The sequence below is a fragment of the Kitasatospora sp. NPDC085895 genome (assembly GCF_040702125.1).
Classification (GTDB): Bacteria; Actinomycetota; Actinomycetes; order Streptomycetales; family Streptomycetaceae; genus Kitasatospora; species Kitasatospora arboriphila.
Genome location: NZ_JBFBJY010000043.1, coordinates 55,733 through 69,715 on the forward strand (window position 1 = coordinate 55,733; position 13,983 = coordinate 69,715).

Below are 13,983 nucleotides of genomic sequence, written 5' to 3' on the forward strand. Positions count from 1 at the left end.
CACTCCGCCGGTCGGTGCCGGGATCCCCGCGTCGGCGCCGGGATCCTGCGGTCGGTGCCGGATCCGCCGAGCGGTCGCGGATCCGCCGGTCAGTCCTGGATCCGCCGCCAGGGGCGGTCAGCCTCCAGGGCGAACGCCAGCTCCAGCAAGACGCGTTCCTGCCCGTGCGCGGCGGACAGGTGGACGCCGATCGGCAGGCCGTCGCCCGTGCTGCCGGCGGGCAGCGAGATCCCGGGCGCCCCGGTCACGTTGTTGACCGGGGTGAACGCCACGTACCGCTGCAGACGCCCCATCAGCTCCTCGAACGGCACGTTGGGGCTGAGGTGGCCGATCGGCGGGGCGGTGTGCGCGAGCACCGGGGAGAGCACGGCGTCATGGCTGCGGAAGAGTTCGGCGTAGGCCTGCTCGGCGCGGCCCAGTCGCCGCAGCGCACCGGGGATGCGGGCGAACTCGCGGTGGAAGCTGCGGCGCAGGCCCGAGGTGAGGCCGTCGAGGCGGGCGGCGCGGAAGCTGCGGTCCAGCATCAGCCGGCCGGTGGCGGCGATGAGGAAGGCGATGTAGCCCCAGTAGAGGGTGAAGTCGCGGGAGAACTCCTCGCCGAAGGGCAGGACGGTCGGCTCGACCCGGTGGCCGAGGGCCTCCAGGCGGAGCGCGGTGTCCTCGACGGCGCGGCGGGTGGCCGCGTCGGTGTCGGCGAGCGGCGAGTCGAGGACGAGGCCGATCCGCAGCGGGCCGGTGCCGGGGCCCTCGACCAGGCCGAGCGGGGGCAGTGCGGGGTTGCGGTGGTGGCGTTCGGCGGCGGCGAAGAACGCGGCGGTGTCCCGGACGGAACGGGTGAGCACGCCGTCCGTGACCAGGTCGATCGGCAGGCGGCGGCCCTGGTCGTTGGGCACCAGGCGGCCGCGGGTCGGCTTGAGGCCGATCAGCCCGCAGCAGGCGGCGGGGATGCGGATCGAGCCGCCGCCGTCGTTGGCGTGGGCGATCGGCACGACGCCCGCCGCGACCAGGGCCGCCGAGCCGCCGGAGGAGGCGCCGGGCGAGTGCGAGGGCTTCCAGGGGTTGCGCACCGGCTCCGCCGCGGCGTACTCGGTCGAGGCGTTGAGGCCGAACTCGGGGAGCCGGGACTTGCCGAGCACGGCGACGCCGGTGGCGAGGAACTGGTCGGCGAACCCTGCGGTGCGCCGGGCGGGCCGGGCCCGGAAGGCGGCGCTGCCCTGCCCGGTGGGCATGCCGCGCAGGTCGACGTTGTCCTTGAGGTAGGTGGGCACGCCGTAGAACGGCGCCAGTCGGCTGTCGGCGGTGAGCCGCGGCAGACGGGCGGCGAAGGCGACCGGTTCGAGGGCGGCGTCGATCCGCCGGGCACGGGCCGCGGCGGCCTCCGCGAGTTCGTCGGGGCTCGCCTCGCCGGACCGGACGAGTCCGGCCAGCGCCACCGCGTCGTGGTCCCCGAGTACGTCGTCGCCGAATGCGTGCACCCGATCGTCCGCCATGCCAACCCCCGCTTCTACCGGCCAGTAATACCGTTCGCGGGCGGCATTCTAGGGGTGCGGACTGCTTCGGTACACGCCCCCTCCGGCGCGTCGCGACCCGGTCCGCCGCCGGGAGCAGCGGGAGCCGGGCCGGGAGCGGCGGGAGCCGGGCCGGGAGCGGCCGACCGGAGTCGGCGGGAACGGACGGACCGCCGACGGGGTGTCAGCCGAGCCGCGTACGGGTGCCCGGGCCGGACCCCGACCGGCGGGTGAGGGCCGGACGCGAGGGCCGGACGTCCGGGCCGGAGCGGGTCGCCGAGGGCGGAGCCTCCCGACCGGCGGCGCTGCGCGCGGCCAGCAGGGCGACCGTCCGGGCCGCGGCGGGCTCGGGAACTCCCAGGTCGGCGGCGCGCTGCTGGCAGATCGAGCACCAGACCGGGCTGGCCGGGCCGTCGCTGTAGGCGAGCGACTCGGGCGGCAGGTAGCTGAGCGAGCACTCCCGGCAGACGAACACGGACCTCATCCGTACACCACCCCCGCGCCGCCGCACCGACCGCAGGGCGACCAGTACCGGTGCTCGCGGTGCACCTGCCCGCCGCCGCCGTCCGCCTCCACCGTGTGCTGCACCTTCTCGGTGCCGCGCTGCCCGGCACATCCCGGGCACACCTGGGGTTCGGCCACAACACCACCTCCTGTGATCAGACGGTAGCGCGCCGCATCCATGATCGGTGGCGCATCGTCAGTCGTGCTGCATGCCGGGCGGGTTGACGCCGCGCCGCACGCCGGGAGCGCCGGCGGGTCACAAACCGACGGCGCCGTCGATGCGTTCGCGCAGCAGGTCTGCGTGGCCGTTGTGGCGGGCGTACTCCTCGATCATGTGGACGAGCACCCAGCGCAACGACACCGGGCCCCGCCAGACGTCCAGGCCCTCCAGGTCCAGGTGCGGCGCCTCGGCCGCGAACCGCTCGGCGAAGGCGACCTCGTCCCGCCACGCCTGCCACGAGGCCCGGACGACCTCCGGATCGTCGGTGGCACCGTCGAAGTCCCCGTCCGGGTCGGCCTCCGAGACGAACAGCGCCGGCGCGTCCTGCCCGGCCAGGACCCGGCGGAACCAGCGCCGCTCCACCTCCGCGAGGTGCCGGACGAGGCCGAGCAGCGAGAGGGTGGACGGCTCCGCCGAACGCCGGGCCAGCCCGGTGGACAGTCCGCGGCACTTCAGCTCCAGGGTGTGCCGCTGGGCGGCCAGCATGTCGGTGAGCAGCGGGCGTTCGTCTCCGGTCGCGGGGCCGGCGAAGCGGCGGGCGCGGTCGGCAGGGTCGAAGAGTTCCGCACGGCGGGTCGGTGAGGTCATACCGGCATCCTGGCCCCTGCCGCGGCGCTGCGGAAGCCCGGGCCGCGGCGCGGACGAGTGCCCGGCCGCATGGCAGCTGCCGGGCACCCGCGGTGCCGCCCGTGTGCGCGAGCGGACCCGACACAGCGAGGCGTGAAGCACCTGTTCCACCAGGTGACAGACCCGCCTCCCCAGGAGCGGACACTCTCCCACGGCCGCCCGTTCCCTGGGAAGGGCTGCACCCGAAGCAATTCGCACCGGGCGCCGCGCTACCGGCGCGTCCCGATCGCGTCGGCGGACAGGAGGCCGGCGAGGAGGGGGCGGAAGTGGTCGAAGGCGGGGGTGTCGGTGTCGGTGGTCTTCGCCAGGTCGTCCCAGCGGCGGACGGCGACGGCGTCGGCCGCTGCGGGCAGGGCGGCGAAGGCGGCGGCCTCCTCGGCGGTCATCGGGCCGCCCTGCACCCGGAGGGTGTGCTCGGAGGCTTCGGACAGGCCGGCCCGGTACGCCGGTTCCACCGCGCACAGGTAGCGCTTGGCGGCGACGTGCAGCCGGATCGGTTCGGTGACCTCGGAGCCGAACCAGCGGGCGAGCCAGTCGGCGCCGGTGTGGCTGTGGCGGTTGTCGGTGCCGGCCATCAACTGCGCGCCGGTGACGGCGCCGTGGAAGTGGCCGACGTCGTGCAGCAGGGCGGCCGCCACCAGGTGCGGCGGTGCTCCGTCCCGGTGGGCGAGGACGGCGGCCTGCAGCATGTGTTCGGCCTGGGTGACGGCCTCGCCGAGGTACTCCTCGGCGCCCTCGCCCTCGAAGAGTTCCTGGAGGGTGTCCAGGGCCTCGGTGTGGCGGTCCAGGACGGCGAGGGTGGAGCCGAGGGAGTCGAGGTCGGCGTAGCAGCCCTGGAGGTGGCGGTGGCCGTCGCGGTCGAAGGCGGTGCGGGCGTGCAGCAGCCGGGTGTTGTCGAGGACCAGGCAGTCGCCGGGGTCGAGGCGGAAGGTGAGCTGCAGTTCGGGGCGCAGGGTGATCGCGGCGAAGCGGCGGTAGGCGGCGTAGAAGGCGTCGAGGTCGGCGGCGGGCAGCCGCAGGGTGCCGATGGAGCGGTTGTTGAACCGGATCTCGCGGATCCGGCCGAGGGCGTCGGTCTCGATCAGCGGCCGCTCGGCGTGCAGTTCGGTGGTGCGGTCGCGGAAGGCGAACGGGACGGGTGTCCGGGTGAGCAGCGCGAAGTCCTCGGGTGCCTCGGTGCGCAGCAGGTCGGCGGCGGCGAAGCCGTCGACCAGGCCGGAGTCGCCGCCCTCGGCGGCGTTCTCCAGGCAGTGCAGCAGTTGCAGGGTGGGCACCGGGTCGCGGTAGGGGTTGTCGGTGTGCGGGGTGATGGCGGCGCTGGTGAAGGCGAGGTTGTTGGGGTCGGGTTCGACGCGGACGTCGAAGAGTTCGCCGTAGTTGGTGACCCGGACGTGGCCGAAGGTGCGGGCGACGGCGAGCACCTGCCGGTCGGTGGTGGGGACGCCGCGCAGCACGGCGAAGCCGAGGTGCCGGACGGCGCGCAGCACGGCGGCGCGTTCGGCGGGGTCGGCGAGGTGGGCGTCCCAGTGGGCCTCGGGGAGGCCGGCGGCGAAGTCGGCGGCGCGCCACAGCCGTTTGGCCGCCTCGGTGCGGTGGTCGCCGGGGTGCCGGCCGGCGGTCTCCGGTCCGTGTACGTCCGGGGCGGCGGCCGCGAGCCAGGCGAGCGGGTAGCGGGAGCGGTGGCCGTCGGTCCAGAGCACGGTCAGGTGGCCGTCCCGCTCGGCGCTCTCCCGGACGGCGAGGTCGGCGGGCAGGTCGGTGATCTGGAACAGCTTCTGGCCGTTGCCGGGGTCGCGGCACTCGACGCAGGGGCAGTTGTCGCGCAGCCAGTAGCCGGACAGGGCACGGGGATCGGACATGCGGGGTCCTTCGGTGGGCGGCCTCGCGGGCCGAGTTGTACAGTCAACTCACCTTCGTCGGCGACCCTGCCGAAGGCCGGTGACGAACCCCGGACTTACGGGTTAAGGGAAGGGAAACAGCAGACCACGGGCGGGAGGACGGGAGCGGCGGAGCCACCCGTTCGGGCGAGTCGGCGGCATGTCGGCCGTGCGGCGGTGTGCAGCACGGGCCGACGATGGGCCCGACCGCCGTCCGCGTCCGCCGACCTGGAGATCCCCATGATCCGCCGGACCATGTCCGCCGCCCGCCTGCTGGCCGGCGCCACCGCCCTCACCGCAGTCCTCGCCACCGCCGCCGGGTGCGGCTCCGACCCGGCACCGACCACCGGCGCCGCACCGTCCGGCCCGGCGAGCGGCGCCTCGATCGCCTGCAACGGCTCCGGGCAGCTGCTCGGAGCGGGCTCCACCGCGCAGGCCAACGCCATCGACATCTGGAAGGTCGCCTTCGGCACCGCCTGCCCGGACATCACCGTCACCTACGGCGGCGGCGGCTCGGGCGCCGGCGTGCAGCAGTTCAACCAGGGCAAGGTGACCTTCGCCGGTTCGGACGCCCCGCTGAAGCCGGAGGAGGTCACCGCCTCCAAGCAGGTGTGCACCGGCGGGCAGGGCATCGACCTGCCGATGGTCGCCGGCCTGATCTCGATCGTCTACAACGTCGACGGCGTCGACGACCTCGTGCTCGACGCCCCGACCGTCGCCAAGATCTTCAACGGGCAGATCACCAAGTGGAACGACCCGGCGATCACCGCGCTCAACCCGAACACGAAGCTGCCGGACACCACGATCCAGAGCTTCCACCGCGGCGACGACTCCGGCACCACCGCCAACCTCACCGCCTACCTCGCGGCAGCCGGCAGCGGCGCCTGGCCGTACCCGCCGAGCAAGACCTGGGCCGGACAGGGCGGCCAGTCCGCCAACGGCTCCGCCGGCGTCTCCGCCCAGGTGAAGCAGGTCCAGAACTCGATCGGTTACGTCGAGCTCTCCTACGCCCAGACCAACAACCTCACGAGCGCCGCCGTCAACACCGGCGCCCCGCAGCCCGTCGCGGCCACCGCCGACAACGCCGCCACCACCTTCGCCAAGGCCACCGTGGCCGGCACCGGCAGCGACCTCGCCCTCACCCTCGACTACGCCACCAACGAGCCCGGCGCCTACCCGATCGTCCTGGTCACGTACGAGATCGTCTGCGACAAGGGCAACAAGTCCGCCACCCTGGACGCCCTCAAGTCCTTCCTGACCTACACCATCAGCGAGCCCGCCCAACAGGCCATCGGCGCCAAGGGCTACGTCCCGCTCCCCCAGGAGGTCGCCTCCAAGGTCCAGGCCGCGATCCCCACCCTGTCCTGAGCCGAAGGCCCCGCCGGGCCCGTCCCGTGGGTCCGTCCGCCCGGCCCGTCCCGTGAGCCCGTCCCCCGCCCTGGGGCGGGTTCACCGCCGTCCACGCCCCGACCCCGGCCCCGGTGGCGCCGGTGCTACTGTCGGACCATCAAACGGGGAATGGTCCCCGTTTCATCGAAGGGGCGGGACGATGGCGGACACGGCTCTGGTGCTCGGCGGCGGCGGGACACTGGGCGGCGCGTGGGAGATCGGCGTCCTCGCCGGACTGGCCGAGGCCGGGGTCGACCCGACCGGCACCGACACCGTGATCGGCACCTCGGCGGGTGCGGTCCTCGGCGCCCGGCTCACCGCCGGCGCGCATCCCGCGCAGCTCCTCGCGGGCGAGCTCGCCGGCACCCCCGCGGTGGCCGTCCGGGTGACGGCCGCTCAGACCGCGCGCTTCCTCTGGGCCGCGCTGGCCGCCCGCGATCCGGAGCGGTCCGTGCGGCGGCTCGGCCGGGCGGCGCTCGTCTCCCGCACGGTGCCCGAGTCGGAGGTCCTCGCGGCGATCACCACCCTGCTCGACGGCGTCCACGACTGGCCCGACCGCGACCTGCGGCTCGCCTCGGTGGAGGCGGCCACCGGCCGGCTGGCGGTCTTCGACGCGTCCTCGGGGGTGCCGCTGCCGCAGGCGGTGGCCGCCAGCTGCGCCGTACCGGTGCTGTGGCCGCCGGTGTCGGTCGCGGGACGGCGCTGGATGGACGGCGGCACCCGGTCGACCACCAACGTCCACCTGGCACGCGGTCACCGCCGGGTCCTCGCGCTCTCCCCCGTGCCCCGGGCGGTCGGCCCGCACCCGCACGCCGAGGAGCAGGGCGCCGAACTCGCCGCGGAGGGCGCCGAGGTCCTCGTGCTCACGCCGGACGCCGACGCCCGCCGCGCCATCGGCCGCAACCTGCTCGACGCCTCGCGCCGGGCTGCCGTGGCCGAGGCCGGCCGCCGGCAGGGGGCGGCCCGGGCCGGTGCGGTGGCCGCCCTGCTGAACCGCTGAGGCCGCGGCATCGAAGGCCCGCAGCGGCCGGGGCTCGGAGCTGCAAGGAGGGTTCGGCGCAGCACGGGGGTTCAGAGCGGGGGGCGGCAGGCCCGCAGCAGGAGCAGGGCGATGTCGTCGGTGTGGCGTCCGGAGGGCCAACCCACCTGCACCAGACCGTCGATGAGGGTGTCGAGGCCGTCGGCGCGATGGGCCGCCAGGTGGTCGGCGAGGGCGGCGGTGATCCGCGAGGGATCGACTCCGGGCACCTCCACCAGGCCGTCGGTGTAGAGGGCGAGCAGGGTGCCGTCCGGCAGCGGCAGCGTGGTGAGCGGGTAGCCGGCGGACACGTCGACGCCCAGCAGCGGGCCCGGCTCCAGGTCCAGCACGTGGGCGCGGCCGCCGCGGCGCAGCAGCAGCGGCGGCGGATGGCCGGCGGAGGCGATGGTGACCTGTCGGCGGACGAGGTCGAGGTGGGCGTACAGGCAGGAGACCAGGAGGTCGGGGTCGAGGTCGGCCAGCAGGCGGTTGGTGCGGGTGAGGATCTGGTCGGGGCCGGCGCCGGCGGCCGCGTGGGCCTGCACCGCGGTGCGGACCTGGCCCATGAGGGCGGCCGCGGCGACGTTGTGGCCCTCGACGTCGCCGATGACGGCGGCGGCGGTGCGCTCGTCGAGCCGGATGAGGTCGTAGAAGTCGCCGCCGATGTCCTGTCCGAGGCTGGCGGGCAGGTAGCGGGCGGCGAAGTCCAGCCCTTCGATCCGGGGCAGCGTGCGGGGCAGCAGTGCGGCCTGCAGGCCGTGCGCGAGGTCGTGCTTGGCGTCGTACAGGCGGGCGCGGTCCAGCGCCTGGGCGATCAGGCCGCCGAGCGAGGTCAGGACGGCGCGCTCGTCGGCGGTGAAGGCGTGCGGGCGGTCGTAGGAGACCACGCAGACCCCGACGGGCCTGCCGGAGACGATCAGCGGGAGGACGGCCCAGGCCTGCTTGCCGGTGATCTGCGGCGCCTGCGGATAGTTCCGGGCCATCTCCTGCGGGCTGGCGAAGAAGGAGGGCGTGCCGTCGGCGAGTGCCCGCCCGACCGGGCTGAACCCGGTGTCGAGCGGCAGGCCGTCCAGCCGTTCGACGGCCTCCGCGGAGTAGCCCCGGTGGCCGATGATCCGCAGCCGTCCCGCGTCGGCCGCGGAGAGGATCAGGGCCTGGGCGCCGAACGCCGGCAGGATCTGGTCGGCGACCATGCCGACCAGGTCGCGCACCCCGACGGCCTCGGTCAGGGCGGCGGTCAGGTGCATGAGTTGCTGGAGCCGTCCGATCGAGTTCGCGGACGACACGGCCGGCCGGGCGGGCGTCCCGGCCGAGGGCTCGTCGGAGGGCCCGTCGGAGGGCCCGTCCACGGGTGCTCGCGCGGGCCCGCCGGCAGGCGTCGGCGCGGGCCCGGCGGTCGGTTGCCGGATGCTCGGGGTGATCCGGACGCTGATGCCGCCCGGGTCCGGGTAGAGCTGGAACTCCAGTACGTGGCCGGGCGGGCGCAGCGCGGTGAAGCGGGTGGGTTCGCGGCTGATCACCGCCGTGCGGTAGCGCTCCTCCAGCGCGGGGTCGTCGAGCCAGGGCAGGACGTTCCGGGGCAGTGCGCCGATCAGGTCGTCGGCGGAGCGTCCGAGCAGCCGGGCGGCGGTGGAGGTGAGGAAGGTGATCCGGCCCTCCAGGTCGAGGGCGAGCGCGCCCTCGGGGAGCCGCTCGGCGTAGTCGGCGGCGGCCCTGCCGTCCTGCTCCCGGCGCGGGTGGACGAGCTCGTCCGGGACGATCCACGGCTGTTCGGGGAGGTCGGGCGGGCCGCCGGCGGCGTCGAGCAGCCGGGCCGCACGCCGGGCGCCGGTGGTGGCGTTGTCGCAGTCGCGGTGGGTGGCGTGCGGGGGGTGGTCGGCCGGCCAGAGCAGTTGGAGGGCACCCCAGGTGCGGTGTTCGCCGACGACCGGGGCGGCGGCGAGGGAGAACCGGTAGGGCAGCGCGGCGGCGACCCTCGGGTAGCTGCGGACCATGTCCTCCTGGTTGCCGATCCACACCAGCCGCTCCTCGCGCGTGGCGTCGGTGACGGGGGTGGGGCCGCTGAGCGGCAGCCGGAGCCAGGGTGCGACGAAGTCCAGCGGCACGCCGTACATCACCGCCAGCCGCAGGACCGGTTCGTCGGGAGCGAGCAGGAAGAGGCCGGCGACGCTGGCACCCGCGCGGCGGACGGTGGCGGCGAGCGCCGTCACCAGGGCGTCGCCCGGCGGACGGCGCGGAACGGGCGGGGTCGGGGTCTCAGCGGCCCCGGACACCGCCGCCCCCTCTCCCCCGGCCACGGCACCGCCGCAGCGGCGCGGCGACCTCCGGGCGACGGGCGTCCGCGGCCCGCCGGCACCGTGCCGGGCGGGCGCACCCGTTCGCCCCGCATCGGCGGAACGGCGCAGCTCCCATACCCGGGACGGTACGCCGCTACCGCACCGGGAGCCCGCCGGACGGCCCGGGTCCGCGGCGGCGTGTCGGCCGGGTGCGCGGCAGCGCCTCGGGGCAGGGGCCAGGGGTCGGCGCGGCTTCAGTGGCCGGCGAGTTTGACGAGGACCACGGCGAGGCCGATGACGGCGTCGATCGCGCCGGCGACGACGGCCGCGAGGGGGCTGCTGCCCATCCGCAGGCCGCCGATGCAGCCCCACGCGAACAGCGTCGCCACACTGACCGCGACGGAGGCGAGCAGGGCCGTGTGCAGGTCCATCAGGCCGATCGCGGAGGCGCCGATCAGCAGCAGCGGGCCGACGGCGGAGAGCAGCAGCGGGCTGCTGACGAAGAGCATCCTCCGCAGGTCGCGTCCGGAGGCGAGGCGGCGGTGGACGATCCGGTGGGCCTGTTCGTCGGCGACGAGGGTGGCGAGCCAGAGCCCGACGGCCGTCGCGCAGACGGCGAGGGCCGCCTTCCAGGTCGTCAGGTCGTCGACGGCGGAGAGGCCGACCACCACGGCGACCATGGTGATGGTGGCGTAGATGCGCTCCTTGAGCTGCTCGGTGCGCGCGTCCACGTGCTCGGAGGGCGTGTCCCCGCCGGCGGCCGCCCCGTCCTCCTGGCTCATGGCACCTGCTCCCTGGGACGTGCCCGGCCGGTCTCCCGGTCGGGCTGTTGGCGTGCGGACCTGCCCAGTGTCGGGCCGGACCGGCGGGGGCCGTGGTTCCCCCACCGGGGAGCGGCGGACACCGCCCGGCTGCCGCACGGCGCGGCGCCCGCCGAGCCGGGCCGGGCCGAGCCCGGCCGGGAGGGGTCAGCGGCGGAGGCCGGCGAGCAGGGCGTCCAGGGCGAGGTCGAAGCGGGCGCGGTGGTCCTCCGGGGTGCCGAGGCCGCCGGCCACCGCGGCGGCGAGGACGGGAAGGGCGGTGAGGTCGGCGTCGGTCGGCTCGTCCGGGTGGCCCGGGGTGGTGGCGGCCTCGGCGAGGCACTGGCCGATCACCAGGGTGGCGACGGAGTTGACGATCCGCAGGGCGTCGACGGGGGCGATGCCGGCCCGGCCGAGGAAGGCCGCGGTGTCCTCGACGATCCGCAGGGCCTCCGCGGAGCGCGCGGGGCGGGTGGCGACCAGCACGATCGCCCCGGGGTGGCGGAGCAGTTCGGCACGGAACGCGGCGGCGAAGTCCCGCAGGCGCTCGGGCCAGGCGTCGGCGGGCCCGTCCAGCTCGGGGCGGACGGCGGTGACGACCCGTTCGACCATCCCGTCCAGCAGGGCGGCCTTGTTGGGCACGTAGTGGTAGAGCGTCATCGCCTCGACGCCGAGTTCGGCACCCAGCCTGCGCATGGAGAGCTTCTCGACGCCGTCGCGGTCGGCGAGGTCCAGTGCCGCGTTCAGCACCTTCTCGCGGGTGAGCCCGGCCCTGCGGGGGGTGGCGGCGTCCACGGTTGTCTCCGTTCGCGAGCGGGGCCGCTTGACTTTCTTACGGCGTAAGGCGAGAGTAGCGCACATCGCAGTCTTACACCGTAAGGGGGATTCGGACCATGTCCGTGGACCGGAACAAGCAGCTCGTGACCGACTTCGTCACCGCCCTCAACGAGGCCCGGACGGCCGACCTCGGCGACTACCTGGCCGCCGACGTGGTCGACCACAACAAGATCATTCACGGTGAGCCGGACGAGCCCGGTGCGGCCTTCGCCGCCATCGAGATGCAGCTGACCGCCCTGAAGCCCTACCGCGCCCGCATCGACGAACTGGTCGCCGAGGGCGACCGGGTGGTCGCCCGGATCACCCAGTCCGGCATCAGCTCCGGCACCCACCCCCGGATGCCCGTCCCCACGGGCCGGGCCTTCGAGAACGAGGCGATCTTCGTCTTCACCGTCGTGGACGGCCGGATCACCGAGATCCGCGGCGTCTCCGACCGCCTCGGCCTCTTCCTCCAGCTCGGCTGGGACTGGCCGACGGCGGACTGACCCCCGCACGGGCCCGAAGTCCCGACGCCCCGGGGCCGTCCGGCCCGGCGGGCGGCCCCTGCCGGCCCTGTGCCCCGCGCTCCGGGGGTGCTGGCATGGAAGTGACGGGGGCCGCCGAACGGGCGGGCCGCGCAGGAGGAGGACCGCGCGGCAGGAGCCGATCGGGGAGAAGAGGGTGAGAGCCATGCGTGCGGTCATCGTGTACGAGAGCATCTACGGCAACACGCGCGAGGTGGCCGAGGCCGTGGCGGACGGCGTCCACACGGCACAGCCGGAGGCGGTCGTGCGGTGCCTGCCGGCTGCCGAGGCCGGACCGGAGGTCACCCGGTCGGCCGACCTGCTCGTGGTCGGCGGCCCCACCCACATGCACGGCATGACCTCCGCGCTGAGCCGCCGGATGGCGGTCGCCGCGGAGAAGAGGAAGGAGCCGGACGGCGCCGCGGAGCGGACCGCCGCGGCCGAGGGCAACGGCCCCGGCCTGCGCGGTTGGTTCCACTCGCTGCCCGAGGGCGGACCGGGCGTGCGCGCCGCCGCCTTCGACACCCGCGCCGACATCAAGGCGAGCGGCGGGGCCGCGCACGGCATCGCCCGCCGGCTGTCGCACCACCACTACGACCTCGTCGCCCGGCCCGAGGGCTTCGTCGTCGAGGACTCCGAGGGGCCGATGCGCACCGGCGAACTCGAGCGGGCCAAGGCCTGGGGCGCGACGCTGATCTGACGCCCCGAGGTCCGGAACGCACCGACCGGCGGCCCCGGGAACGGGACCGCCGGTCGAGGTGCGGGTCTGCGCGGCTCCGGACGCCGCGGTGCTCAGCCGACGTGCACGCGCGGGCGCCGCGAGCGGTCGGCCTCCGCCTCGCGGAGCACCTCGCGGGTGACCGGGGCGACCTCGCCCTGGCCGAACAGGAAGAACCGCAGGAACTGGGCGAACGGATTGCCCTCCGTCCACTCGAAGTAGATGTGCGGCTGCTGCCCGGTGGTGTCCCGGACGTGCAGCAGCAGCGCCGCCAGGGCGTTCGGGATGGAGGAGTGCTCCAGGGTGAGGATGCGGTACCGGTCGTGCAGCACCTCGCCGCGCACCCGCAGTTCGGCCTCGAAGTCGGACGGGTCGCGGACGGTGACCTCGACGAACAGCAGGTCGTCCTCGGGGGCGATGCCGTTGTCGGCCCGGATCTGGGAGGTCTTGTCGCGGTACTCGGCGAGGTCCCGGTTGCTCGGCTCGTTGGCGATCAGCCGGATGTCCCGGTGCGCGCAGTCGCGGACGAACCGCTCCGCGATCGGATCCAGCACGACCTCGGTGACCCGCAGTTCGAAGGCGCGGGCGAGCCTGGAGGCCAGCGAGATGAGGATGATGCCGGCGATGAAGCAGGCACCGATCTTCACACCGTCCGGGCGCTCGGCGATGTTGAGGGCCGTGGTGTAGAGGAAGACCGCGGCGATCACCGCGAAGCCGATCGTCCAGCCCCGCTGGCGGGCCCGGCGGGCGGCGATGGTCACCGCGATCGCCGCCGAGCTGATCAGTACGAGGACGCCGGTCGCGTACGCGCCGCCCTGCGCGTCCACGTCCGCGTCGAAGATCCAGGTGACCAGGAAGGCCACCGCGGTCAGCACCAGCACGGTCGGGCGGACGGCCCGCGCCCAGTGCGGCGCCATGCCGTAGCGCGGCAGGTAGCGGGGCAGCAGGTTGAGCAGGCCCGCCATGGCGGAGGCCCCGGCGAACCAGAGGATGGCGATGGTGGAGACGTCGTAGACGGTGCCGAACGCGGTGCCCAGGTACTCGTGGGCGAGGTAGGCCAGGGCACGGCCGTTGGCCTCGCCGCCGGGGCGGAACTGGTCCGCCGGGATCAGCAGGGTGGTGATGAAGCTGGTGGTGATCAGGAAGACGCTCATGATCACGGCGGCGGTGGTGAGCAGCTTGTGGGTGCCGCGGGTGCGCCCGGTCGGCCGCGCCTCCGTGTCGCCGGGGTCGCCCTTGATGTGCGGCATCACGGCGACACCGGTCTCGAAGCCGGACAGGCCCAGGGCGAGCTTGGGGAAGACGATCAGCGAGACGCCGACCATCGCGACCACGTTGCCGTGCTCGGCCGTCAGCGCGTGCGACCAGTCGGCGACCACGTGCGGGGCGGTGGCCACGTGCCACAGGCCGGTCACCACCACGACGACGTTCAGCGCCAGGTAGATGCCGACCAGGCCCACGGCCAGGCCGATCGCCTCGCTGAAGCCCTTGAGGAAGACGGCGCCGAGCAGCGCGATCAGGAAGAGCGTGATCAGCACCTGGCGGCCGTGCAGCGCGCTCGTCAGGTGCGGGTTCTCCACCAGGTGGGCGGTGGCGTCGGCGGCGGAGAGGGTGATGGTGATCAGGAAGTCGGTGGCGGCGAAGCCCAGCAGGACGAGGACGAAGAGCTTGCCCTGCCAGAAGCTCAGCAGCCGCTCCAGCATGGC

General features: G+C 74.8%; 13 protein-coding genes. 4 read left to right on the forward strand and 9 right to left on the reverse strand.

Annotated features, from left to right (window positions below):
- Positions 1–89: 89 nt before the first annotated feature.
- The 5 genes from AB0442_RS24850 to AB0442_RS24870 form a co-directional block, all read right to left on the reverse strand.
- A complete protein-coding gene (locus AB0442_RS24850; protein ID WP_366165413.1) occupies positions 90–1,490 on the reverse strand; it encodes an amidase in 1,401 nt (466 codons plus the stop codon).
- 202 nt (positions 1,491–1,692) lie between these two features.
- A complete protein-coding gene (locus AB0442_RS24855; RefSeq protein ID WP_366165415.1) occupies positions 1,693–1,992 on the reverse strand; it encodes a hypothetical protein in 300 nt (99 codons plus the stop codon).
- On the reverse strand, positions 1,989–2,150 hold the full coding sequence (locus tag AB0442_RS24860) for a hypothetical protein (RefSeq protein ID WP_366165417.1): 162 nt from the start codon (positions 2,148–2,150) through the stop codon (positions 1,989–1,991). The genes AB0442_RS24855 and AB0442_RS24860 overlap by 4 nt, the downstream gene beginning before the upstream one ends.
- Positions 2,151–2,268: 118 nt before the next feature.
- Positions 2,269–2,820, reverse strand: coding sequence for a DinB family protein (locus AB0442_RS24865; RefSeq protein WP_366165419.1), 552 nt, complete (start codon positions 2,818–2,820; stop codon positions 2,269–2,271).
- A gap of 248 nt (positions 2,821–3,068) precedes the next feature.
- Positions 3,069–4,718: a phosphonate degradation HD-domain oxygenase gene (locus tag AB0442_RS24870; RefSeq protein ID WP_366165420.1), complete on the reverse strand. Its 1,650-nt coding sequence runs from the start codon at positions 4,716–4,718 to the stop codon at positions 3,069–3,071.
- 258 nt (positions 4,719–4,976) lie between these two features.
- On the opposite strand from AB0442_RS24870, the gene pstS reads away from it, so the two are divergent.
- Both pstS and AB0442_RS24880 read left to right on the forward strand, forming a co-directional pair.
- Complete coding sequence (pstS, locus tag AB0442_RS24875; protein ID WP_366165422.1) at positions 4,977–6,104, forward strand: phosphate ABC transporter substrate-binding protein PstS; 1,128 nt, start codon at positions 4,977–4,979, stop codon at positions 6,102–6,104.
- 181 nt (positions 6,105–6,285) lie between these two features.
- Positions 6,286–7,125, forward strand: a complete 840-nt coding sequence (locus tag AB0442_RS24880) for a patatin-like phospholipase family protein (RefSeq protein WP_366165423.1) — start codon at positions 6,286–6,288, stop codon at positions 7,123–7,125.
- Between the two features lie 71 nt (positions 7,126–7,196).
- Here the strand turns inward: AB0442_RS24880 and AB0442_RS24885 are convergent, their stop codons facing one another.
- From AB0442_RS24885 to AB0442_RS24895, 3 genes are all read right to left on the reverse strand, one after another.
- Complete coding sequence (locus AB0442_RS24885; protein ID WP_366165424.1) at positions 7,197–9,416, reverse strand: SpoIIE family protein phosphatase; 2,220 nt, start codon at positions 9,414–9,416, stop codon at positions 7,197–7,199.
- Between the two features lie 257 nt (positions 9,417–9,673).
- Complete coding sequence (locus AB0442_RS24890; protein WP_366165426.1) at positions 9,674–10,201, reverse strand: hypothetical protein; 528 nt, start codon at positions 10,199–10,201, stop codon at positions 9,674–9,676.
- A gap of 186 nt (positions 10,202–10,387) precedes the next feature.
- A complete protein-coding gene (locus AB0442_RS24895) occupies positions 10,388–11,014 on the reverse strand; it encodes a TetR/AcrR family transcriptional regulator C-terminal domain-containing protein (RefSeq protein WP_366165427.1) in 627 nt (208 codons plus the stop codon).
- Positions 11,015–11,112: 98 nt separating this feature from the next.
- Between AB0442_RS24895 and AB0442_RS24900 the strand changes: the two genes are divergently transcribed.
- Together AB0442_RS24900 and AB0442_RS24905 are read left to right on the forward strand one after the other, a co-directional pair.
- Complete coding sequence (locus AB0442_RS24900) at positions 11,113–11,541, forward strand: ester cyclase (RefSeq protein WP_366165429.1); 429 nt, start codon at positions 11,113–11,115, stop codon at positions 11,539–11,541.
- Positions 11,542–11,725: 184 nt separating this feature from the next.
- Positions 11,726–12,259 carry a flavodoxin domain-containing protein gene (locus AB0442_RS24905; RefSeq protein WP_366165430.1) on the forward strand — a complete coding sequence of 178 codons (534 nt, stop codon included), beginning with the start codon at positions 11,726–11,728 and terminating at the stop codon, positions 12,257–12,259.
- 92 nt (positions 12,260–12,351) lie between these two features.
- On the opposite strand, the gene AB0442_RS24910 is transcribed toward AB0442_RS24905, so the two are convergent.
- On the reverse strand, positions 12,352–13,983 hold a 1,632-nt coding region (locus AB0442_RS24910; RefSeq protein ID WP_366165432.1), incomplete at its 5' end, for an amino acid transporter.

Coding starts and splice junctions, on each gene's coding strand:
- AB0442_RS24850 (WP_366165413.1), bottom strand. CDS start 1,490: ATGGCGGACGATCGGGTGCACGCATTCGGCGACGACGTACTCGGGGAC.
- AB0442_RS24855 (WP_366165415.1), bottom strand. CDS start 1,992: ATGAGGTCCGTGTTCGTCTGCCGGGAGTGCTCGCTCAGCTACCTGCCG.
- AB0442_RS24865 (WP_366165419.1), bottom strand. CDS start 2,820: ATGACCTCACCGACCCGCCGTGCGGAACTCTTCGACCCTGCCGACCGC.
- AB0442_RS24870 (WP_366165420.1), bottom strand. CDS start 4,718: ATGTCCGATCCCCGTGCCCTGTCCGGCTACTGGCTGCGCGACAACTGC.
- pstS (WP_366165422.1), top strand. CDS start 4,977: ATGATCCGCCGGACCATGTCCGCCGCCCGCCTGCTGGCCGGCGCCACC.
- AB0442_RS24880 (WP_366165423.1), top strand. CDS start 6,286: ATGGCGGACACGGCTCTGGTGCTCGGCGGCGGCGGGACACTGGGCGGC.
- AB0442_RS24890 (WP_366165426.1), bottom strand. CDS start 10,201: ATGAGCCAGGAGGACGGGGCGGCCGCCGGCGGGGACACGCCCTCCGAG.
- AB0442_RS24900 (WP_366165429.1), top strand. CDS start 11,113: ATGTCCGTGGACCGGAACAAGCAGCTCGTGACCGACTTCGTCACCGCC.
- AB0442_RS24905 (WP_366165430.1), top strand. CDS start 11,726: ATGCGTGCGGTCATCGTGTACGAGAGCATCTACGGCAACACGCGCGAG.